At 70.1% G+C, this 22,056-nt stretch carries 14 protein-coding genes, 1 tRNA gene and 2 pseudogenes; 8 read left to right on the plus strand and 9 right to left on the minus strand.

The window, feature by feature from the left end:
* Positions 1-104 precede the first annotated feature (104 nt).
* Positions 105-3,179 carry an endo-alpha-N-acetylgalactosaminidase family protein gene (locus KGS77_RS28025; RefSeq protein WP_242587733.1) on the plus strand — a complete coding sequence of 1,025 codons (3,075 nt, stop codon included), beginning with the start codon at positions 105-107 and terminating at the stop codon, positions 3,177-3,179.
* Between the two features lie 12 nt (positions 3,180-3,191).
* On the opposite strand, the gene KGS77_RS28030 is transcribed toward KGS77_RS28025, so the two are convergent.
* Positions 3,192-3,596, minus strand: coding sequence for a MerR family transcriptional regulator (locus tag KGS77_RS28030; RefSeq protein WP_242585941.1), 405 nt, complete (start codon positions 3,594-3,596; stop codon positions 3,192-3,194).
* Between the two features lie 83 nt (positions 3,597-3,679).
* A complete protein-coding gene (locus tag KGS77_RS28035) occupies positions 3,680-4,084 on the minus strand; it encodes a hypothetical protein (RefSeq protein WP_242585942.1) in 405 nt (134 codons plus the stop codon).
* 101 nt (positions 4,085-4,185) lie between these two features.
* On the opposite strand from KGS77_RS28035, the gene pepN reads away from it, so the two are divergent.
* From pepN to KGS77_RS28050, 3 genes and pseudogenes are all read left to right on the plus strand, one after another.
* Complete coding sequence (pepN, locus tag KGS77_RS28040) at positions 4,186-6,708, plus strand: aminopeptidase N (RefSeq protein ID WP_242585943.1); 2,523 nt, start codon at positions 4,186-4,188, stop codon at positions 6,706-6,708.
* 857 nt (positions 6,709-7,565) lie between these two features.
* Positions 7,566-9,099, plus strand: a pseudogene (locus KGS77_RS28045) (pyridoxal-dependent decarboxylase).
* A 110-nt stretch (positions 9,100-9,209) separates the two neighbouring features.
* Entirely contained in the window at positions 9,210-10,661 is a 1,452-nt protein-coding gene (locus KGS77_RS28050; protein WP_242587734.1) for a SidA/IucD/PvdA family monooxygenase, read from the plus strand.
* Positions 10,662-10,777: 116 nt separating this feature from the next.
* Here the strand turns inward: KGS77_RS28050 and KGS77_RS28055 are convergent, their stop codons facing one another.
* Positions 10,778-12,604 carry a 5'-nucleotidase C-terminal domain-containing protein gene (locus KGS77_RS28055; protein ID WP_242585944.1) on the minus strand — a complete coding sequence of 609 codons (1,827 nt, stop codon included), beginning with the start codon at positions 12,602-12,604 and terminating at the stop codon, positions 10,778-10,780.
* A gap of 303 nt (positions 12,605-12,907) precedes the next feature.
* Between KGS77_RS28055 and KGS77_RS28060 the strand changes: the two are divergent.
* A pseudogene (locus tag KGS77_RS28060) lies at positions 12,908-13,647 on the plus strand (SIMPL domain-containing protein).
* 231 nt (positions 13,648-13,878) lie between these two features.
* The gene (gene pyk, locus KGS77_RS28065; protein WP_242585945.1) at positions 13,879-15,312 is read left to right on the plus strand and encodes a pyruvate kinase; all 1,434 of its coding nucleotides are present in this window, start codon (positions 13,879-13,881) and stop codon (positions 15,310-15,312) included.
* Between the two features lie 29 nt (positions 15,313-15,341).
* On the opposite strand, the gene KGS77_RS28070 is transcribed toward pyk, so the two are convergent.
* Together KGS77_RS28070 and KGS77_RS28075 are read right to left on the minus strand one after the other, a co-directional pair.
* The gene (locus KGS77_RS28070) at positions 15,342-16,130 is read right to left on the minus strand and encodes a helix-turn-helix domain-containing protein (protein WP_242585946.1); all 789 of its coding nucleotides are present in this window, start codon (positions 16,128-16,130) and stop codon (positions 15,342-15,344) included.
* Between the two features lie 78 nt (positions 16,131-16,208).
* Positions 16,209-16,291 (minus strand) — tRNA-Leu (locus KGS77_RS28075).
* Positions 16,292-16,384: 93 nt separating this feature from the next.
* On the opposite strand from KGS77_RS28075, the gene KGS77_RS28080 reads away from it, so the two are divergent.
* Complete coding sequence (locus tag KGS77_RS28080) at positions 16,385-17,074, plus strand: response regulator (protein WP_242585947.1); 690 nt, start codon at positions 16,385-16,387, stop codon at positions 17,072-17,074.
* A 71-nt stretch (positions 17,075-17,145) separates the two neighbouring features.
* Here KGS77_RS28080 and KGS77_RS28085 read toward each other — a convergent pair whose 3' ends face one another.
* Positions 17,146-17,460 carry a DUF1330 domain-containing protein gene (locus KGS77_RS28085; RefSeq protein WP_242585948.1) on the minus strand — a complete coding sequence of 105 codons (315 nt, stop codon included), beginning with the start codon at positions 17,458-17,460 and terminating at the stop codon, positions 17,146-17,148.
* A gap of 97 nt (positions 17,461-17,557) precedes the next feature.
* On the opposite strand from KGS77_RS28085, the gene KGS77_RS28090 reads away from it, so the two are divergent.
* The gene (locus tag KGS77_RS28090) at positions 17,558-18,367 is read left to right on the plus strand and encodes a TetR/AcrR family transcriptional regulator (RefSeq protein WP_347404538.1); all 810 of its coding nucleotides are present in this window, start codon (positions 17,558-17,560) and stop codon (positions 18,365-18,367) included.
* A 203-nt stretch (positions 18,368-18,570) separates the two neighbouring features.
* Here the strand turns inward: KGS77_RS28090 and KGS77_RS28095 are convergent, their stop codons facing one another.
* The 3 genes from KGS77_RS28095 to KGS77_RS28105 form a co-directional block, all read right to left on the minus strand.
* Positions 18,571-19,290, minus strand: a complete 720-nt coding sequence (locus tag KGS77_RS28095; RefSeq protein ID WP_242585949.1) for an ABC transporter ATP-binding protein — start codon at positions 19,288-19,290, stop codon at positions 18,571-18,573.
* Positions 19,287-20,186, minus strand: a complete 900-nt coding sequence (locus KGS77_RS28100; RefSeq protein WP_242585950.1) for an ABC transporter ATP-binding protein — start codon at positions 20,184-20,186, stop codon at positions 19,287-19,289. Before KGS77_RS28100 ends, KGS77_RS28095 begins: the two co-directional genes overlap by 4 nt.
* A gap of 79 nt (positions 20,187-20,265) precedes the next feature.
* Positions 20,266-22,053 (minus strand): branched-chain amino acid ABC transporter permease, encoded by a 1,788-nt coding sequence (locus tag KGS77_RS28105; RefSeq protein ID WP_242585951.1) that lies wholly within the window; start codon positions 22,051-22,053, stop codon positions 20,266-20,268.
* Between the last annotated feature and the right edge of the window lie 3 nt (positions 22,054-22,056).

Raw genomic sequence — 22,056 nt, forward strand, 5'->3', positions numbered from 1 at the left:
TGCTCGCCGCCACCGCGCTCGCCGGCCCGGCCCAGGCACTCGCGTACGGCGCCGGAGCCACCACCGCCCGGGCCGCGACGGCCCGAACCGCGACCACCCGGGCCATGGCGCACGGCGGGCACGACGGCACTCCCCACGGCGGCACGGTCACCCTGACCTCGGCCGAACTGGCGGTCCGCGTCGAGGCCGCCTTCCCGAGCGTCATCTCCTACACCGGCCGGGGCAGCGGCGCGCTCCTCCACGGCTGCCACCAGACGGTCACCGAGGTCCTCATCGACGGGACCGCCCACACCCCGAAGGTCACCTCCCAGACCGACCCGCGAGCGGCCCGGATCTCCTACACCCTCGCCTTCGACGGCGGTACCGAGATCGGCGTGGAGATCGCGGTCACCGGATGGCGCGTGGACTGGCGGGTCACCCGGATCACCGACACCCCCGCGCTGCGCGTGGGCACCCTGCAGATTCCCGGGCTCGCCCTGCTGGGCGTACGCAGCGACCAGCCCGCCGCCACCCTGCTGGCCGCCCGGATCGACCTCGACAAGTCCAGGAACGGTGACACCCTGATCGAGGTCACCGCGGACACCCCTGTGGACGCCGCGCCCATCGGGTGCGCGTACGCCGTGGTCGCCACCGGCGAACTGGCGGGCGCCATCGAGACCAACACCGTCCAGGACCGGCCCGCACCCGGCACGGCCTGGGAGAACGGGCGGCTGTGGCGGCGTACGCTCGGACACGGGAGCCACGTCGTCGCGCAACTGGCCCCCGGGCAGTGGACGCACCGCGCGGCCACCGCGCCGGTGGACGCCACCGAGCCGCTGCCGTACGCGACGGTGATCATCACCGGGGACCGCAACGGTGACGGGACGGCCGACTGGCAGGACGCGGCGATCGCGCTGCGCGACATCATGGTCGATCCGCCGGGCGCCGACGAGCAGCACCTGCGGGTCGTCGCCCACATCCCGTTCAATTTCGCCAGCCAGGCCACCAATCCGTTCCTCGCCACACTGGACGATGTCAAGCGGATCGCGCTGGCGACGGACGGGCTGCGGCAGTTCACCCTGCTGAAGGGGTATCAATCCGAGGGGCACGATTCCGCGCATCCCGATTACGGCGGCCATTACAACGAGCGGGCCGGCGGACTGGCCGACCTGAACACCCTGCTGCGCGCCGGAAAGAAATGGAACAGCGACTTCGCCGTACACGTCAACACCACCGAGTCCTATCCCGTCGCCCACGCCTTCTCCGAGACGCTGGTCGACAAGAACGACGAGCAGTGGGACTGGCTGGACCAGTCCTACCGCATCGACCCCCGCCGTGACCTGGTCTCCGGCGACATCGTCCGGCGCTTTTGGCAACTGCGCGAGGAGACCGATCCCGCGCTGAACATGCTCTACATCGACGTCTTCCGCGAATCCGGCTGGAATTCCGACCGCCTCCAGCGCCATCTGCGTGACATGGGCTGGCAGATCACCACCGAATGGGGCCACGGACTGGAGCGCTCCGCCCTGTGGGCGCACTGGGCGAACGAGACGGACTACGGCGGGGACGGGTCGCGCGGCATCAATTCCCGGCTGATCCGCTTCGTACGCAACCATCAAAAGGACGTCTTCGCGAACAAATGGCCCACGCTGCTGGGCGCGGCCCGGATGGGAAACTTCGAGGGCTGGGTCGGCAAAACCGACTGGAACGCGTTCTATGCGATCGTCTGGAACGACGCGCTGCCCGCCAAATACCTCCAGGCGTACCCGATCCGGACCTGGAACGAGCACGAGATCACCTTCGAGGGGCCGACGCGGACCGTCGTCTCGGACGCGGACGGCACCCGCCGCATCACCACCGACGGACGCCTGGTCTACGACGACGGAACGTACCTGCTGCCCTGGGAGCCGCGCCGCGCCACCGACCCGGACAAGCTCTACCACTACAACCCCGGCGGCGGCACCACCACATGGACCCTGCCCCGCGGCTGGGCCGGGACCAGAGCCGTGTACGCCTACCGGCTCACCGACCAGGGACGGGCCGGGGAGCGACGGCTGCCGGTCCGCGGCGGCAAGATCACCGTCACGGCCGAGGCGGGCCGGCCGTACGTGCTCCACCGGCACCCGGCTCCCGCCCAGGGCGATCCGGGCTGGGGCGAGGGCACACCCCTGGCCGACCCCGGCTTCCACTCCGGGACCCTGGCCGCCTGGCAGGTCGGCGCCACGGGAACCGCTGCGGACACGGATGACCACCCCTTCGCCCCCGCACGACCGGAAACGGCCGCCCAGGTCGAACGCAACGCGCTGGGTGACTACGAACTGGTGATCGGCGCGGGCGGCGCGACCGCCGTCACCCAGCGCCTGACCCGCCTGGCCCCCGGCCCGTACGCGGCCTCGGTCCAGGTGGAGGTCGGCAGGAGCGCGGAGGAGCGGCGCCGGGCATCGCTGGAGGTCCGTACGCACGACGGCATCACCGCCGCCAACTGGACCGATACCTCCACCGCGGTCAACCACGTCGCCGCCGACCGCAAACACGGCACCCGTTTCCAGCGGATGTTCACCCACTTCACCGTCCCGGAAGGCGGCGGCCCCATCACCCTCACCCTCAAAGCCGCCGCGGGCCGGGCCCGGGTCCGCTTCGACAACGTACGGGTCGTCGCGGCCCCCCGTACCGACCCCGGCGACGCGCTCGTCCTGGAGGACTTCGAACACGTCCCCCAGGGATGGGGCGTCTTCGTCAAGGGCGACGCGGGCGGCGTCACCGATCCGAGGACCCACATCGCCCAGAAACACGCCCCCTTCACCCAGCGCGGCTGGAACGGCAAGGCCGTCGACGACGTGATCGACGAGCCGCGCGGGCCCGGCGGCGGCCAGTCACTGAAGTCACGCGGCGAGAACCGGGGCCTGGTTTACCGGACCGTGCCGCACACCGTCCGCTTCACCGCCGGACACCGCTACCGGGTCACCTTCCGGTACGAGAACGAGAAGGCCGGCCAGTACGCCTGGATCACGGCCGTCGACGAGCCGCTGCCGCGCGAACTGACCCGTACGCCGCTGCCCGTCGCCACCACGCCGACCACCCACACGTACGTCTTCACGGCCCCGGCGACCGGCGAGGCATGGGTGGGCCTGCGCAAGACCGGCGACGACGGCAAGGCGGAATGCGTCCTGGACTCCTTCGAGGTACGCCGCATCCCGTGAACCAGCCGTGCGTCAGGCGGCCTCCGAGGCCACCGGCGCACCCGCGGAATCCCGCCGCCCACCGTCACGCACCGCGTCCAAGTAGGCGGCGATCGCGTCCCTGTCGCGGATCAGGCTCTCGACGCGCGCGGCGATACGGTCGTGCTCCCGCTCCAGCGTGGCCAGCATCTCCGGTGTCGCGTCGGGGAAATGGATCGACCGCGGCTCATCGAGACACGGCAGGATCTGCTTGATGATCCTGGTCGGCAGCCCGGCGTCGAGCAGGCCCCTGATCTGCAGGACCCGGTCCACCAGGGACTCGTCGTACACGCGGTAGCCGTTCGCGCAGCGGCCCACGACGATCAGCCCCTGCTCCTCGTAATACCGCAGCAGCCGCCGCGACGTTCCCGTCCGCTCCGACAATTCCCCGATCCGCATGTGCCCGCCCTCGCGTCCCGTTCCTGGGCCCTCACCTCAACGTGATGGCCGCAGCATACGTACGCCCGCACAGCTCACCGGCATCACGGGTTCACGTGATTGATCAGCAGAACGAACCCCACCAGGACCGCCGCCAGAACAGCCAGGCCCACCAGCACACAGCCGCAGCCCCGGAACGTCTCCCGTATCGCCTTGCGCGCCTCGGCCCGCCGCTCGGCGTGCAGCGGGGTACGGACCGGACGCAGGGCACGCCACAGGGCGCGCGTGGCCCAGTACGGGCTGCCGACCACGTAAAACAGGCACAACACCAGGTAATAGAGCAGTTCGAGGACCTGCGCCGCGGTGCCCACCACGGCCAGAACCGGCAGCAACAGCAGGACCACGCCCACCGACTTCCCGGCGGTCCAGGCATCCCAGCTCGGCTTCTTGACGGGCGACCCGGGCAGCTTGCGACGGGTGGCCGCGGGGGAGGTGTCTGTCCTGCTCACGCCAGGGACGCTAACAGGCCGACCGGCCACGGCCGGCACCGGGACCAGGACCGCGCCATTCTCGCGTGCGCACTGTCAGTGCCATACGGCAGCATGAACCCATGCCCGCACTGCAGCGCGACGAGGCGCAGACCCGAGCCCGACTCATCGACGTCCAGCGTTACGAGATCCACCTCGATCTCACCCACGGCGACGAGCAGTTCGCCTCCAGCACCGTCATCCACTTCCGGGCCCGCGCCGCAGGCGACACCTTCGTCGAGATCCGGCCCGCCGCACTCCACTCCGCCACCCTCGACGGCCGGCCCCTGGATCCCGCCTCCCTCGACGAGAACCACCTCCCCCTCACCGGCCTCACCGAAGGCACCCACGAACTGCGCATCGAAGCCACCATGCGCTACTCCCGCACCGGCGAAGGCATGCACCGCTTCACCGACCCCGCCGACGGCGAGACCTACACCTACACCCAGCTCTTCATGGAAGACGTCCAGCGCGTCTTCGCCGCCTTCGACCAGCCCGACCTCAAAGCCGTCTTCGAGCTGACCGTCACCGCCCCGCCCCAATGGACCGTCCTCGGCAACGGCATCGCCACCCGCACCGGCGAAGGCCACTGGCAGCTCGCCGCCACCCCCCGCATCAGCACCTACCTCGTCGCCGTCGCCGCCGGCCCCTGGCACTCCGTACGCACCGAACACGCCGGCCTGCCCTTCGGCATCCACTGCCGCCGCTCCCTGGCCCCCCACCTGGACGCCGACGCCGAAGAAATCCTCGACATCACCCGGCGCTGCTACGACCGCTACCACGAGATCTTCGACGAGCCCTACCCCTTCGACTCCTACGACCAGGCATTCGTCCCCGAATTCAACGCCGGCGCCATGGAAAACCCCGGCCTGGTCACCTTCCGCGACGAATTCGTCTACCGCTCCGCCGTCACCGACACCGAACGCCAGAACCGCGGCATGGTCATCGCCCACGAGATGGCCCACATGTGGTTCGGCGACCTCGTCACCCTCCAGTGGTGGGACGACATCTGGCTCAACGAATCCTTCGCCGAATACATGGGCTACCAGGTCCTGGCCGAATCCACCCGCTTCACCGACACCTGGACCGAATTCGCCGTCGCCACCAAGGGCTGGGGCTACGACGCCGACCAGCGCCCCTCCACCCACCCCGTCGCCCCCGCCCCCCAAGACGTCCCCGACACCGCCTCCGCGATGCTCAACTTCGACGGCATCTCCTACGCCAAGGGCGCCTCCGCACTACGCCAACTCGTCGCCTGGATGGGCGAAAAGGACTTCCTGGCCGGCATCAACAACCACTTCGCCCGCCACCGCTTCGGCAACGCCACCCTCGCCGACTTCATCGACTCCCTCGCCCGCGCCACCGACCGCGACGTCCACGCCTGGGCCCAGACCTGGCTGCGCACCACCGGAGTCGACACCCTCACCCCCACCGTCACCACCACCCACGACGGCGCCTGGACCCTGCACATCGACCAGGACGGCACCCGCCCCCACCACCTCACCGTCGGCCTCTACGACCACGACCCCACCACCCCCGGCCGTCTCGTCCCCCGCGACAGCCTCCCCTGGGACCTCCCCGGCCACAACGACCCCACCACCCCCGGCCGCCGCCCCGACCTCGTCCTCCTCAACGACGGCGACCTCACCTACGCCAAGGTCCGCCTGGACCCCACATCCTGGGAAACCGTCCAGAACTCCCTCTCCGGCCTCCCCACCCCCCTCAACCGCGCCGTCGTATGGAACGCCGCCCGCGACATGGTCCGCGACGGCGAACTCCCCGGCACCGCCTACCTGGACGCCGCCCGCACCCACCTCCCCCACGAGACCGACACCGCCATCGTCTCCGGCGTACTGACCTTCGCCCGCACCCAGATCGCCGACCGCTACCTCCCCACCACCGACCGCCCCGCCGCCCTGGCCACCATCACCGCCATCTGCCGCGACATCCTGCGCCGCACCGAAGGCTCCGAAAACGGCGACGGCCACGGCCTGCGCCTGACCGCCGTACGCAGCTTCATCGACAGCGCCACCACCCCCGAAGGCATCCAGGACTGGCTCGACGGCGGCAGCGTCCCCGGCGGCCCCCTCCTGGACCCCGAACTCCGCTGGCGCATCCTCGGCCGCCTGGCCGTCCTGGGCGCCACCACCCCCCAAGCGATCGACGCGGAACTCGCCCGCGACCCCAGCGCCACCGGCCAGGAAGGCGCCGCCCGCTGCCGCGCGGCCCTGCCCGACCCCGCCGCGAAGGCCGCCGCCTGGGACGCCATGTTCACCACCGACGACCGCGCCGCCCTGTCCAACTACCTCTTCACCGCCACCGCCACCGGCTTCTGGGCCCCCGAACAACTCGACCTCCTGCGCCCCTACGTCGCCCGCTACTTCCCCGCCGCGGTCGCCCTCGCCGCCCGCCGCGGCCCCGCCCTCGCCGAAGCGGTGGGTCGTTACGCCTTTCCGGCCCCCTTCGTGGAGCCGTCGACCATCCACCTCGCCGAGGCGTGCCTTCGCGAGGCGCAACCGATTCCCGCCCTCCGCCGCAAGCTGATGGATCAACTCGCGGACCTTCGCCGAGCGGTTGGTCCCTTGCGGGCAGCCGATTCGGGGTGACCGTTCGCCGTGGGGTTACCCCGGCGGCGGTCTTCCCCCCTTCCCCCGGTGCGGGGTGCGGGTTTCGCCTTCGGCGGGAGGGTTTGGTGGGGTGGGCGCTTTGCGCTTGCTGGGTGGTGGGTGGCGGGGTCGGGCCTGCGGGGGTGCATGCCAAAACTGCTTCGCTTTACGCTCCGCTGCGCTCCGCCTTTGCTCTTACATAAGCCTTTGGAAGCAAAGCTTTGGCATACACCCCCTCCGGCCCGCCCCCTCCCGTCCGTAGCGCGCCCACCCCTTGGGGGAGGGTTGGTAGGTGACCCGCCGTGCGGGTCGGTACCCGGGGCGGCTCCTGGTGGCAAAAAGCACAGGGCGGGCGTACGGGGAGGTCGTGCCCCGGAGGGGGCACGCAACAGCGGCCGTATGGGCCGGGTCTTGGGGCCGGTTGGAAAGGACTGGCCGGCGGCTCGGGGACGGCCGGGCGTGGGCGTATCGGGGACTCCCCGCAGGGCCGTGTGCAAGACGCACGCTTCCTTTCACGGCGTACCCGACACGCACACGGCCCGAGGAGTGGCCCCGGTGCGACCGCGCCCCACCCCACCCACCGACCGCACCGGGCCCAAGACCAAACAACCCGCACATGACCGACAAGGAAGCGCCGCAGGCATCGCGCCACACACAGCAACCACCCACAACGAACCGCCGCCCACAAGCGCCACCACCGCCACAGGCGAAAACCGCCGCACCGTCACGGACGGAAACGAGCGGAAAACGTACCACGTACGGGTGGTCTATCCGTCACCCATTGGATATCGCGCGCTCACCGCCAGTAGCTTCAGGGCGGCCCATCGTCCCGACGTCCGTACAAGAAGGGCACACCCATGCCTGCGCCCCCCACCGACCCCAGCGGCGAGGGCGCCCCCGCCCTCGCCGGCGGCGTGCAGGGGGCGCGTGCGCTGCGGCCACTGGTTGACACCGTGCTGGACGCGCTCACCGCCGGCGCCGCGCACCGGGGCGGACGGCCTCTGCCGGCCGGCGGCCCCGGCGCCGTGACCGAAGCGGTACGGGCGGCCTGCGCGCCCGTACTGCAAGAGACCGGCACCGGACCACACGCGGCACTGCGTACGCTGGTCACCGCCCTCGCCGCCGGCGCCGCCGACCCCGCGGACCCCCACTGCGCCGCCCACCTGCACTGCCCGCCCCTGGCCCTGGCCACCGCCGCGGACCTGGCGGCCGGTGCCCTCAATCCCTCGATGGACTCCTGGGACCAGGCCCCTGCCGCCTCGGCGCTCGAAGCCCTCACCACCCGTGAACTCGCCGCGCAGATCTACCCGCAACGGCCCGACGCCGACGCGCTGGTCACCACCGGCGGCACCGAGTCCAACCAGCTCGCCCTCCTCCTGGCCCGCGAGCACGCCCGCGTCCACCACCCCCGGGAGCGCCGCGACAGCACCGCGCACCGCGACAGCACCGCGCACCGCGACAGCACCGCCGCGTCACGACGCCGCCCCCCTCCAGATCGTCTGCGGCGCCAACGCCCACCACAGCATCCACCGCGCCGCCTGGCTCCTCGGCCTGCCGGAGCCGGTCACCCTGCCCACCCCGGACGGCGTCCTGGACCCCCGTGCCCTCCACGCCGCCCTCGCCGGCCGCGCCGGCGACAGTGGGCCCCCTCGGCTCCGTCTGGTCGTGGCCACCGCCGGCACCACCGACCGCGGCGTCATCGACCCGCTGCAGGCCCTCGCCGACGTCGCCGAGGAACACGGCGCCCGCTTCCACGTCGACGCCGCCTACGGGGGGCCATTGCTTTTCAGCGACCGGCACAGAGGCAAACTACGCGGGCTGGAGCGGGCCCACACCGTCGGCCTGGACCTGCACAAACTCGGCTGGCAGCCGGTCGCCGCAGGACTGCTGGCGGTTCCCGACGGCAGACCCGACGGCGCCGCACTGGCGGCGCTGAGCCACCGCGCGGATTACCTCAACGCCGACGACGACACCGAGGCCGGCCTCCCCGACCTGCTGGGCCGCTCACTGCGTACGAGCCGGCGCCCCGACATCCTCAAGGTCGCCGTCACCCTCAAGGCCCTCGGCCGCCGCGGTCTCGCCGACCTCATGGACCGCACCATAGCCGCCGCCCACACCCTCGCCGACCTCATCGAGGCGCATCCCTCCTACGAACTGCACTCCCGCCCCACGATCAGCACCGTCCTCTTCCGCCCCAACCGATCAAACGGCGTCGGCGACTCCACCGTCGCCGCCGTCCGCCGGCGTCTCCTGTACGGCGGCCATGCCGTCCTGGGGCGCGCCGCCACCCCCACCGGCCTGTGGCTCAAAGCCACCCTCCTCAACCCGTACACCCAGCCCGGTGACCTCCGATCGCTTCTGAAACTCGTGGAAGGCAACCTCCCTCGATGAGCAGCGCCACCCCCCAGCCCCACGGCACTCCCCAGCCCCACGGCACTCCCCAGCCCCACGGCATCCCCCAGCCCAAGAACACCACCCGCTCCGACGCGGTCAAACTCCACATGCCCGCCCCCCGGACCGCTCCGGCCGCGGCGCCCGCCTCCGCCCCCGCCCCCGACGAGCCGCTGGACCTGGCGGGCATCGGCATCGGCCCCTTCAACCTCTCCCTGGCCGCCCTCGCCCAGCCCCTCACCCAACTGCGGACCGCCTTCTACGAGCAGCGCGCCGCCTTCCACTGGCACCCCGGTCTCCTCATCGAGGGCACCACCCTCCAAGTGCCCTTCCTCGCCGACCTGGTGACCCTCGCCGACCCCGCCAGCCCCTGGACCTTCCTGAACTACCTCAAGCACCGCGAGCGGCTCTTCCCCTTCTACTTCGCCGAACGCTTCCACATCCACCGCGCCGAGTACGACGCGTACTGCCGCTGGGTCAGCGAGAACCTCGCCGGCCTGCACTTCGGCCACCAGGTCGACTCCGTACGCTGGAACCCCGAGCGCACGGTCTTCGAGGTCGACTTCACCCAGCTCGACCGCGACGGCGAAGCCGAAGCCCTGGGGCGCGCCTACGCCCGCAACCTGGTCCTGGGCGTGGGCACCACCCCTTACGTCCCCGAGCCGCTACGGCCCCTGGCCGCCGCGCCCGCCGTCCCGGTCATCCACTCCGCCGACTACCTCCAGCACCGCGAACGCCTGCTGGCCGCCGAGCACGTCACCGTCGTCGGCTCCGGGCAGTCCGGCGCGGAGGTCTTCCTCGACCTGCTGCGCTCCCGCCCGGCCGGCCGGGAGCGGATCCACTGGCTCACCCGTACCAAGGCGATCGCGCCCATGGAGTACTCAAAGCTCGGCCTGGAGCACTTCACCCCCGACTACACCCACTACTTCCACAGCCTCCCCGAATCCGTACGCAACGAGCTCCTCCCCGGGCAGTGGCAGCTCTACAAAGGCGTCGACCAGGGGACCATCGCCGCCATCCACGACGAGCTCTACCGCCGCACCCTGGACGGCGGCTGGCCCGACGCCGTACTGACCCCCGGCGTCATCGTCCGCACCGCGGGCCGGGTCGGCACCACCAAGGTCGAACTGCACATCGAGCACCCCCACCAGGCCGCCCGCAGCCGGATGATCACCGACGCCGTCGTCCTGGCCACCGGCTACCGGGAACGCAGCCTGGACACCCTGACCGCAGCCCTGGACCCCTACATGCGCCGCGACTCCTGCGAACGCCCCCGCGTCGAGGAGGACCACCGCCTGGTGCTGGACCCCAGCGTCACCGGCTCCGTCTACGTCCAGAACGCCGAACGCCACACCCACGGCGTCGGCTCGCCCGACCTGGGACTCGCCGCCTGGCGCAGCGCCGTCATCCTCAACTCCCTCCTCGGCACCACCGCCTACTCCCTGCCCACCCGCACCGCCTTCACCACCTTCGGACTGCGCCCGATCCCGGCCGGTCCGAGCGGCCGGCCCGCCGCACAGCACCCCGCCGGCACCACCCACATCACCCGCATCCAGGCATGACCGCGGCCCGCCCCCGGCCCGGCCGCACAGGTGAGAGCGGCCGGACCACGGCGGGCGGGCCGCATCCACAGTCCTCTTTGCACAAACCCCTTCGGGTGGGCGGGCCCTTGAGCGGGTCAGAACACCGGGGTGCCCTCCCGGGTCAGCTTCCAGGTCGTCTCCGCGAAACGCGCCCCGTCGATCTCACCCGTCTCCTTCACCCAGCCGATGATGAGATTGCGGATCTCCTCGGACGTCGACCACACCTGGCGCGCCGCCGGGACATGCGGGAAATTGCCGCCGCCGCTCGCCCGGTAGTTGTTCACCGCCAGGACGAAACGCGCGTCGTCCGCCACCGGCTTGCCGCCGAACGTCAGCCGGGAAATGCGCTGCCCCACCGGCCGGGCGATATCGATCTCGTACGACACCCCGCTCACCGCGTCGTAGTTGTAATCCGGTACGCCCTCCGCATTCGTCAGCTTCGCCGGATCGACCGGCTGCCCGGGCGCCGTACGCGCGTAATACCGCGCCGAGTACTCCAGATAGTCCTTGAGCTGAGCGCCGGTGATGATCCGGGCCTCCAGCGTGTTGTCGAACGGATACAGCGCGGCCATCGAGCGAATGGTCACCGCGCCGGCCGGCACCGCCGCCGTACGCGAGAAACACGACGCCTGCGACAGCACCGGCAGCGCCGCGTGCTCCGTGCCGGCCAGTGCCTTGCGCACCACCTCCGCCTGCACATACGCGATGAAATCCAGGATGGGCGTGTCCTTGTACGGCGCCTCGGCCGCCGTCATCGCCGACTTCGAGGTACCGATGACCTGATTGACGTAGGCCACGACCTTCTTGTGCTCATCACGCAGCAGCCCGGTGATCTTCGGGTCCTCCGCGGCCGAAGCGGAATTCAGCACCCGGGAGGAGACCGACTCCACCTGCCACCGGCCCTTGCCCCACACCAGCGCGAAGTCGAACAGCGTCAGCCGCTGCCCCCACTTCAGCGGCTCCGACAGGACGACCTCCCGGCCCGTCTGCGCATTCTTCACCCGGCGCTCGGGAATCTCCACATGCGCGTGCCCGACCAGAATCGCGTCGATTCCCGCAACCCGCTCCGCCACCAGAGCCGCCGCGTTCTCCACGTACGGCAACTGGTCCCCGTACGACGAGGTGCCGCTCGCCCCCGAATGCGCGGCGACGACCACCACATCCGCGCCCATCGACCGCAGCCGGGGCACCCACTTCGCGGCCTGCTCCTCCAGCCCCGGGAAAGCGAGCTTGCCCTGCACATGGGCCTTGTCCCAGATCGCGATACCCGGATTCGTCAGTCCCAGTACCGCCACCTTCACCTCCCGCCCGTGCGGCGTACACAGCCGCTTGATGACGTACGGGGCGAAGGCCGGCCGCAGGGTCCTGGCGTCCACCGCGTTCGCGCCCAGCAGCGGGAAACGGCACTGCCGCTCGAACTTCCGCAGAACCGGAATTCCGTAGTTGAACTCGTGGTTCCCCAGCGCCGCCGCGTCATAGCCGATCGCGTTCATCGCCTGCGCCATCGGATGGACCGGGCCGCCCGCTTTCGTGATCGGGTCCACCTTGGCGTAGTAGTACGCCAACTGAGTGCCCTGGATCGTGTCGCCCGCGTCGATCAGCAGGGTGTTCCGCCGGCCCTTTTCCTCACGGATCCGGGAAACCAGGGTCGATATCTTCGCCAGCCCGACGTCGTTGTGGTCCTTGTCGTCGAATTCCGCGTCGGTCGCGTAGTCCCAGTTGAAGACATTGCCGTGCAGGTCCGTGGTGCCCATCACGGTGAAGGTGTAGCGCCTGCCCCGGTGGTGGTGACCGTGTCCGTGGCCCCCCGGGCGTCCGCCCCCGTCGTGCGCCTCGGCGGCGCCCGCCCCCGCGCCGACGAGCGCCATACCGGCACCCGTGGCCATGGAGCCTCCCAGGAACTTCCTACGGTCGAGCGGCATTACATCTCCCTCACAAGGACAGCACAACACGCGTCACAACGCGCGTAGATTCTGGCGCAGCCGTCCCCCGCGCGACAGCCCCGGCAGGTTGCGATCAGATGACCTCTTGCTGTCGAAGCGGGGAAAACCGCCTGGCCAACGTGCTGGAGCCGCTACCGATACCGCCACCGGTACGTTCCCGGGCCCCGCGCCGAAACCACCCCCGGACAGCCGGCGCACCCGCTGACAAGCCCGCGCCCCGCGTGCCAGGCTGCCTCCGCGTACGGTCACCGCCCGCGCCCCGAACCGTCCAGGAGCCGCCCGATGCCCGAGAACCAGCTCCCCGGTACCGCTTCCTCCCCTGCCACCGCCACCGGCGCCGTCCCTTACGGCACGCCCGACACCCCCGCCTCGCCGTCCGCGGCGAGGCGCGCATCGAAGCCGACCCCGAACTGGCCCGGATCGGCATCACCGTCAGCGCCCGCGGCACGGACCGCAAAGCCGCCCTGCACGACCTCACCCGCCGCAACGACCAGATCCTCACCCTGGTCAAGGCCCACGGCGAAGCCCTGGAGAAGCTGGAGACCGGCGCCTTCACCCTCACCCCAGAACTCACCGAACGAGGCCGCCACGAGCGCGTACGCGCCTACCACGGACGCATCCACCTCACCGTCACCTTCACCGACTTCGCAGCTCTGGGCGAACTCACCACCCGCCTCGCCGACCTCGACCTCACCCGCGTCGACGGCCCCTGGTGGTCGCTGCGCCCCGACTCGCCCGTCCACCGGGCCGCCCGTCAGCAGGCCGTACGGGAAGCGGTGCAGCGCGCCCGCGAATACGCCGAAGCCCTCGGCGCACGCCTGGACTCCCTGGTCGAACTCTCCGACCTCGGAGCCGAGGGCGCCATGTACAAGGCCGAGTTCGGCGCGGGGCGCTCCCGGGCCGGGTACGCCTTCCAGGATGCCGCCGAGACCGGCCCCGTCCTCCTGGACCTCGAACCCGAACGCCAGGAAGTCGTCGCACAGGTCGTCGCGCGCTTCACCATGACGCCTCCCGCGCTGTGAACCCGTACGCCACGGTGAATCCCTCCCATGCCGTGAATCCGCGGCGCGGGAGGAAGGAAGAGAAGGGGGAAGGGAGAAGGGAGAGGAGGCGGAAGCGTGAAGAAATATTTCTGCTCATAGGAGCGGCCGTCCGCGCATTCAATTGGTTGTCAAGAGCCTTTCACGCAACGGCCGTTGGGCAGTCACTTCCCCACAGTTCCCTACCAGTGGGTAAGTCATAGGCTCGAAGACATGCGCCGAGCAAAGATCGTCTGCACTCTGGGCCCCGCCACCGACTCGTACGAGCAGATCAAGGCACTCCTCGAAGCCGGAATGGACATCGCCCGCTTCAACCTCAGCCACGGCACCTACGCCGACCACGAGGCGCGGTACCAGCGGGTCCGCAAGGCATCGGAGGAAACCGGCCGCAGCGTCGGCGTCCTCGCCGACCTTCAAGGCCCGAAGATCCGACTCGGCCGGTTCCGCGAAGGCCCCGTACTCCTCGAACGCGACGACACCTTCACCATCACCGTCGAACCCGGCGCGGAAGGCGACCGCCACCTGTGCGGCACCACCTATGAGGGGCTCGCCGACGACGTCACCACCGGCGAGCGCATCCTGGTGGACGACGGCAAGGTCACCCTCGAAGTCACCGCCGTCGACGGCCCCAGGGTGCACACCAAGGTCGTCGAGGGCGGCATGGTCTCCGACCACAAGGGCCTCAACCTCCCCGGCGTCGCCGTCTCCGTACCGGCACTGTCCGAAAAGGACCGGGACGACCTGCGCTGGGCGCTGCGCACCGGCGCCGACATCATCGCGCTGTCCTTCGTCCGCAGCGGCCGGGACGCGGCCGACGTCCACCGGATCATGCGCGAGGAGGGCTGTACGCTGCCCGTCATCGCCAAGGTCGAGAAGCCGCAGGCCGTCGACAACATCGACGACATCGTGGCCGCGTTCGACGGCATCATGGTCGCGCGCGGCGACCTCGGCGTCGAAATGCCCCTGGAAACGGTCCCGATGGTGCAGAAGCGCGCGATCAAACTCGCCAAGCGCAATGCCAAACCGGTCATCGTCGCCACACAAATGCTCGACTCGATGATCGAAAGCTCCCGGCCCACCCGCGCCGAAGCCTCCGACGTCGCCAACGCCGTCATCGACGGCACCGACGCGGTCATGCTCTCCGGCGAGACCAGCGTCGGCAAATACCCCGCCGAGACGGTCCGCACGATGAGCCGCATCGTCGAGGCCGCCGAAGAAGACATCCTCGCCAAAGGACTCTCCCCGCTCACCGAAGTCAACAAGCCCCGCACCCAGGCCGGCGCGGTGGCCCGCGCCGCCGCCGAGATGGGCGACTTCCTCGGCGCCAAGTTCCTGGTCGCCTTCACCCGGTCCGGCGACACCGTCCGCCGCCTCTCCCGCTACCGCTCGCCCATCCCCCTGCTCGCCTTCACCCCCGACCCGGCCACCCGCTCCCAGCTCAACCTGACCTGGGGCGTGGAGACCTTCCTCGGGCCGATGGTCGACTCCACGGACGAGATGGTGGCCCAGGTCGACGAGGAACTGCTGCGCATCGGCCGCTGCCGCGAGGGCGACCTCGTCATCATCACCGCCGGCTCCCCGCCCGGCGTCGCCGGCTCCACCAACCTCGTCCGCGTCCACCACATCGGCGACGCCCGGCGCGGCTGATCCGCAGGACCGGCGCTACATCACGGTGGTCAGTACTTCGGCCCGATGTGTACGTCCATGAGCGCCACAGAAGCCCTCCTGGCCACCGAGATCGACTTCGCGTCCCGGGACTGCCGGGTGTTCTTCCACTCGACGCCCAGCTTGTCGAGGGTGTCCGTGTAGAGCTTGAGGATGTCGGTGGAGGTGTTGGTGAAGATGTAGCGCGGGTACTCGTACCGCTTCCGGACACCGCCCACCGTACGGACGGTCCAGTTCGTGATCCGGCAGCCGTCGGAGTGGATGAGCCCGCGGACGAATTCCCACGGATACGCCTCCACGATCTTCTGCTGCCAGGGTTCCAGGGCGATGAGCCGCTCATGCTTCTTGCCGGGGCCGTGCTGGGGGAACATGCACCACAGGTGCTTGGAGTAGATCTTCACGTTGCGGCAGCCCGTCCTGCGGAGCCGGCACACGGAGTTGTCCGGGAAGACCGCCCGCATCGCGGCTTCGCAGGCGTCCATGAGCCCTGGCCAGGTCTCGGTGCAGGTGATCATGAGGCTGGGGACGCGGTGCCGGGAGTACTGGATGATGTGGCCGTCGCCGAGGTAGAGGGCCAAGAGGTAGGAGTACGCGGCTTGGTCGAGCTCACCGCCGTGGCAGCGAGGGCAGTTCGGGCTGCCCCGGCCGGGACACGCCCCGCGTTTCGCCCGGTCCATGTGCAGCCAGTAGCCGATGGTTCCCGGTGGGACGTCCAGAGCGCGAGCGACGTCCGTGTTTCTGGAGCCGGACCGGAGGAGGATGAGAGCCTTCTGTCGCACTTCGGTGCCATGCATTCGCATGCGGTAACTCTGCGTGATGAGTCGGCCCCGTAGAGCGAGAAAAGCGGAAGTTCACAAGAACGTGAGCTTCCGCTTCGGTGCCGGGTGCGGGATTCGAACCCGCAAGCCCTTTCGGGCAGATGTGTTTGAGACATCCGTGTATGCCATTCCACCAACCCGGCCGGGGTGGGCTGCCAGCAGCATACCGTGTGCGTGTTGAACGCTGCCGCTAGGTAGGCTGCAAGGGCACCACCTGCCTGTAACGAGGGAGTCCCGTGAGCGCCGCCGAGCCCGAGCAGCACGTCGCCGAAGACGATCAGTCGCACGTCCCGCCGCTGACCACGCGCGTCGTGATCGCCGAGGACGAGGCCCTCATCCGTCTCGATCTCAAAGAGATGCTGGAGGAGGAGGGCTACACCGTCGTCGGTGAGGCCGGAGACGGTCAGAAGGCGGTCGAGCTGGCGCGTGAGCACCGTCCGGATCTGGTGATCCTGGACGTCAAGATGCCGGTCCTGGACGGGATCTCGGCCGCCGAGCAGATCGCCCAGGAGAGCATCGCGCCCGTTCTGATGCTCACCGCCTTCTCGCAGCGCGAGCTGGTGGAGCGGGCGCGGGACGCGGGCGCCATGGCGTACCTCGTCAAGCCGTTCTCCAAGAGCGACGTGGTGCCGGCCATCGAGATGGCGGTGAGCCGGTTCACGGAGCTGAAGACGCTGGAGAAGGAGGTCGCCGACCTCACCCAGCGCCTGGAGACCCGCAAGCTGGTGGACCGGGCCAAGAGCATCCTGCAGACCCAGTACGGGCTGACCGAGCCGGCTGCCTTCCGCTGGATCCAGAAGACCTCCATGGACCGCCGGCTGTCCATGCAGCAGGTCGCCGAGGCGGTCATCGAGGACGCCGAGGAGAAGAAGCAGCAGAAGGAGAAGCAGGACAGGCAGGATAAGCAGGGCAAGTCGGGTGGTTAGCTCACGCGGTGAGTGATGGCAGGCCGCCGCGTCGAAGGGGGTAACCTCGGTCGGCGGCCCGCCTGTTCTGGTTATGCGGGTATTTCTTCTGCTTCTTCTGTTCCCTCGGCGAAGAGCAGCCGCAGGTTCATCGCCCCCTGGCGGGCTGCCTTCGCCTTCCCGTACTCGGCGCTGGAGTACCACTGCCGCAGTCGGTCCATGTCCGGGAATTCCACGACGGTCGCGACCCGGGACGGCGGCCATTCCCCCTCCGCCGCCTCCGGCACGGAGCCCTGGATGAGGTAGCGACCGCCGTAGAGGCGGATCGACGGTTCCGCGAGCGCCCGGTAGGCGTGGGCCGCCTTCTCGTCCAGGACCTCGGCTTCGACGATCACATAAGCAGGCATGGGAGCTTCTCCTCGGATGGCGAGCGGTGTGTAGTCAGGACACGGCGTGTAGTTTTTGCGTCGGTGGATACTAGCGCAGCACTGTAGAGTGCCAAGCGTGGCAGTGACGACGCAGCAGGGGATGAGCCGGCGGGAGCGGCTGCGCGCCGAGGCGACGCGGGAGATCACCGCGATCGCGCTGGAGCAGATGGCGGCGGACGGTCCCGGGGCGATCTCGCTGCGGGGGATCGCCCGTGAGATGGGTATGACCCCACGGGCCATCTACGGCTACTTCGCCACCCGCGACGAGTTGATCACCGCCCTGGCCGACGACATCGCTTCGTCGCTCGCCGACACTCTGGAGGCTGCCCGGGACGCCGCTGCGGTGACCGACCCGCGGCGCCGACTGCTGGCCTGGGGGCTGGCCCTGCGGGAGTGGGCCCTGGCCAACCCCGAAGGCTTCCGGCTCGTCTACGGTGATCCGGTCCCCGGCTATCAGCCGCCCGCCGGTGACGGCCCGGCGGAACGGGCCGCGCGCCGGATCTGTGGTGGGCTCAACCGGCTGGTGGCCGAGGTCGCGTCCACGGCCGGCCCCGGCGCGTACGCCCCGGCAGCAGGTGCGGAGGCGGACAGCGTAAAGGCGGGCGAGGCGGAGGCGGAGGCGGACGGAGCGGAGGCGGACGAGGCGGAGGCGGACGGTTTCGGCTGGTCGGACTTTCCCGAGGAGTACCTGGCCAAGGTACGGGCCGAGGTGCCGGATCTGTCGCCTGCCGTGGTCGCGCTCGCGCTGCGGGCCTGGGGGCGGATGCACGGCCTGGTGACGCTTGAAATCCACGGGCATTTGGGAGCTGTGACCCGCGACCCGGCCGCTCTCTACCGGGCCGAGATGCTCGATCTCATCAGGTCTGTGGGCGGCTCGTCCTGCTGACCGCCGTGCCCCGGCCACGGCTGATCGTGTACCGGCGGGCGCTGTAGAGGCACCGTACGGCGCGAGCCCAACGCCCGTACGCTGCAATCCGCTCGCCCGTACACCGCAGTCGCCCGCCCGCCCGCCCGCCCGCCCGCCCGGACGGCGCCGCCAGGAGCGTCCGGACGGGGGATCGGGCGTTGCGTGCGGGTGTCCGTGCGGTGTCAGTCCTCGCCGAGGTAGGCCTTGCGCACGGACTCGTCGTGCAGCAGTTGCTCGCCCGTGCCGGACAGGGCGATCCGGCCGATTTCCATGACGTGGCCGTGGTCGGCCAGTGACAGTGCGGCCTGGGCGTTCTGTTCGACGAGCAGGATGGTGGTGCCCTGGGTCCGGAGTTCGCGGATCGTGTCCATGATCTTCTGCATCATGATGGGTGACAGGCCCATGGAGGGTTCGTCGAGCATGAGCAGTTTCGGGCGGGACATCAGCGCGCGGCCCATGGCGAGCATCTGCTGTTCGCCGCCGGAGAGGGTGCCGGCTGACTGTTTGCTGCGTTCGCCCAGGATGGGGAAGAGTTCGTAGACGCGCCGTATGTCCTCTTCGATGCCTGCGCTGTCCTTGCGGAGGAACGCGCCGAGCTGGAGGTTCTCGGCGATGGTCAGCCGGGGGAAGATGCGGCGGCCTTCGGGGGAGTGGGCCAGGCCGCGTTCGACGATCTTGTGGGCGGGGACGCCGTTGAGCGGCTCGCCGTCGAAGAGGATCTTTCCGGCGAGGGGTTTGAGGAGGCCGGAGAGGGTCCTCAAGGTGGTGGTCTTGCCGGCTCCGTTCGTCCCGATGAGGGTGACGACCTGACCGGGTTCCACGGAGAACGAGATGCCCTTGACGGCTTCGATCTTGCCGTAGGCGACGCGCAGGTCCTCGATCTCCAGCAGGGCGGTGGTCATCGGGAGTCCTCCTCCTGGTCCGGCCGGCGGGGCGGTTGCGGCCGGTGCGGCTGTTCCCGGTGTTCTTCCGTCTGCTCCTGCGCGGCCTGCGCTGCCCGGGTCTGCGCGGCCAGGGCCTGTGCCTCCGCCGCGCGGACCTCGGCCGCTTCGTCCATGCCGGGCGCGTCCTCGAAGGGCGTACCGAGGTAGGCGGCGATGACCCGTTCGTCGGCCTGTACGACTTCGGAGGTGCCTTCCACCAGCTTCTGGCCCTGGACGAGGACGGCGACGCGGTCGCAGAGGTTGAAGATGAAGCGCATGTCGTGCTCGATGACCAGGACGGCGGTGCCTTTCTCGCGGATGGCCAGGACCAGGGTCTGGGTGGCGCGGGTCTCCTGCGGGTTCATGCCGGCGGTGGGTTCGTCCAGCAGGAGCAGGCCGGGTTCGCTGGCCAGGGCGCGGGCGATCTCCAGTTTGCGCTGTTCGCCGTAGGGGAGGTTGCGGGCGAGGTGGTCGCTCTTGTCGGCGAGTCCGGTGAATTCCAGGAGTTCCATGGCGCGGGCGGCACTGGCGCGTTCGGCTCTGCGGAAGCCGGGGCCGCGCAGCAGTGCGGACCACAGGCCCTCTTTGGTGCGGGTGTGGCGGCCGACGAGGACGTTTTCCAGGACGGTCATGTTGGCGAAGAGGCGGATGTTCTGGAAGGTGCGGGCGACGCCGGCCTTGGTGACGAGGTGGGGCCGGCGGGAGAGGCGGACGCCTTTGTAGCGGACGGTCCCTTCGGTGGGGACGTACAGGCCGGTGAGGCAGTTGAAGAAGGTGGTCTTTCCGGCGCCGTTGGGGCCGATGAGGCCGACGATCTCCCCGCTGTTGACGGTCAGGTCGACTCCGCGTACGGCGGTGAGCCCGCCGAAGCGCATGGTGACGCCGCTGGCGTCGAGGACGGGGGCCGGGTCGTCGGCGCCGGTGGTGGTGGGGTGCTGGCAGGTGTCATGGTGCTCACGCCTCCGCCTTGGTGGCGCCGGTGGTTCCTTCGGTGAGTCCTTGCCGGGGCACGTCGAGCTGGCCGGTTTCGTGGAATTCGAGCTGGCGGCGCCGGTTGGCGATGATGCCTTCGGGGCGGAAGCGCATCAGCAGGATGAGGGTGACGCCGAAGGCGAAGAGTTCGTATTCCTTGAGGAAGCCGAGTTTTTCGGGGATGAGGTAGAGGAGGGTGGCGCCGAGGAGGGGGCCGGCGACGGTTCCCATGCCGCCGAGGACGACGGCGGCCAGCAGGAACGCGGAGTTCGGTGGTGCGGCGCCGGCGAATTGGTAGGGATTGGGGACGACGTTGTAGGTGACGTGGGCGCTGACGGTGCCGGCCAGGCCGGCGAGGGAGGCGCCGAGGGCGAAGGCGATGAGTTTGACGCGGAAGCCGTTGATGCCCATGGCGGTGGCGGCGGTCTCGTCCTCGCGGATGGCGATCCAGGAGCGGCCGATGCGGGAGTTGGCGGCGCGGGTGAAGACCAGGATGACCAGCGCCGTGAACAGCAGCATCAGGAAGAAGTAGTTGGCGAACCGGCCCAGGGTCAGGGAGCCGATCTGGTGGGAATCGCCGAGGTTGAAACCGAAGATCTCCAGGTCGGGGATGCTGGGGATGCCGTTGGGGCCGTTGGTGAGGTTGGGTCCGGAGGAGCCGTCCATGTTGTTGACGGCGATACGGAAGATCTCGCCGAAGCCCAGGGTGACGATGGCGAGGTAGTCGCCGCGCAGCCGCAGGGTGGGGGCGCCGATGAGCACGCCGAACAGGAGTGAGGCGGCCATGCCGGTCAGTACGGCCGCCCAGAAGGGGAACTGTACGCCGGAGAAGCGGGAGAACTCGGAGCCGGAGATCAGGGCGGCGGCGTAGGCGCCGACGCCGAGGAAGGCGACGTATCCCAGGTCCAGGAGGCCGGTGAGGCCGACGACGATGTTCAGGCCGAGGGCGACGGTGCCGAAGATGAGGATGTTGACACCGAGGTTGGCGTTGTGGTCGTTGCTCTGGGTGAAGGGGAAGGCCACCGCGGCGAGGAAGGCCATGGTGGTGGCGAACGCTTTGTGGTGGGCGGTGAGTTCGGCGAACCGGTCCAGGAGGCCGGCGGTGTACAGGGACCAGGATCCGAAGAGGGCCAGGATCAGGAAGCCGACGAACAGTTCGCTGTCGTCGTTGTCGATGCCGATGCCGTAGGTGAAGACGACCAGGCCGAAGGCGGTGGCCAGGGTGATGGCCAGCCGCTGCGCCCAGGGCGGCAGGGGGTGGGCCGGCGGGGGCTGTTCGGGTTTGGCGAGGTAGCCGCGTACGGCGTGTCCTCGTACGGCGTCGGCGGGGCGGGGCAGGGCCAGGGCGCCCACGAGCGGCAGGGCCGAGGCGAGCGCCGCCAGGTAGCCGCCGGGTTCGAGGTTGGCCAGGCCGCCGAGTTCGACGCTGATGGCGATGACGGTGTACCAGGGGACGGCGAAGCCGGCGAGGGCGGCCAGGAGTACGGGTGCGGTGGCGCCGGCGGGGTTGAGCCGGTGCAGTCCGCGGACGTTCCACAGGCCCAGGGCGAACAGGAGGGTCAGGAGGCCGGCGGCGAGCGTCAGGGTCTGGAGGCCGGCGGGGTATCCGTAGACGGTGAGGTCGCCGGAGAAGGCCGGGGTCCAGGTCCAGGCCAGGAAGGTGGAGGCGATGGTGGCCAGGGCGCCGGCGGTGATCAGGGCGCGGGCGGTGGCAGCGGGGAGCGGTATGGGGCCGGGAGTGGGGCCGGTGGGGTTGTTGTCGGTGGTCATGGT

The sequence above is a fragment of the Streptomyces sp. MST-110588 genome, from assembly GCF_022695595.1.
In the GTDB taxonomy this organism is placed as follows: domain Bacteria; phylum Actinomycetota; class Actinomycetes; order Streptomycetales; family Streptomycetaceae; genus Streptomyces.

Excerpts from the sequence above, each read along its gene's own strand:
- KGS77_RS28025 (WP_242587733.1), top strand. The coding sequence starts at position 105 with ATGGCGCACGGCGGGCACGACGGCACTCCCCACGGCGGCACGGTCACC.
- KGS77_RS28030 (WP_242585941.1), bottom strand. The coding sequence starts at position 3,596 with ATGCGGATCGGGGAATTGTCGGAGCGGACGGGAACGTCGCGGCGGCTG.
- pepN (WP_242585943.1), top strand. The coding sequence starts at position 4,186 with ATGCCCGCACTGCAGCGCGACGAGGCGCAGACCCGAGCCCGACTCATC.
- KGS77_RS28050 (WP_242587734.1), top strand. The coding sequence starts at position 9,210 with ATGCCCGCCCCCCGGACCGCTCCGGCCGCGGCGCCCGCCTCCGCCCCC.
- KGS77_RS28055 (WP_242585944.1), bottom strand. The coding sequence starts at position 12,604 with ATGCCGCTCGACCGTAGGAAGTTCCTGGGAGGCTCCATGGCCACGGGT.
- pyk (WP_242585945.1), top strand. The coding sequence starts at position 13,879 with ATGCGCCGAGCAAAGATCGTCTGCACTCTGGGCCCCGCCACCGACTCG.
- KGS77_RS28070 (WP_242585946.1), bottom strand. The coding sequence starts at position 16,130 with ATGCGAATGCATGGCACCGAAGTGCGACAGAAGGCTCTCATCCTCCTC.
- KGS77_RS28085 (WP_242585948.1), bottom strand. The coding sequence starts at position 17,460 with ATGCCTGCTTATGTGATCGTCGAAGCCGAGGTCCTGGACGAGAAGGCG.
- KGS77_RS28095 (WP_242585949.1), bottom strand. The coding sequence starts at position 19,290 with ATGACCACCGCCCTGCTGGAGATCGAGGACCTGCGCGTCGCCTACGGC.
- KGS77_RS28100 (WP_242585950.1), bottom strand. The coding sequence starts at position 20,186 with ATGCGCTTCGGCGGGCTCACCGCCGTACGCGGAGTCGACCTGACCGTC.
- KGS77_RS28105 (WP_242585951.1), bottom strand. The coding sequence starts at position 22,053 with ATGACCACCGACAACAACCCCACCGGCCCCACTCCCGGCCCCATACCG.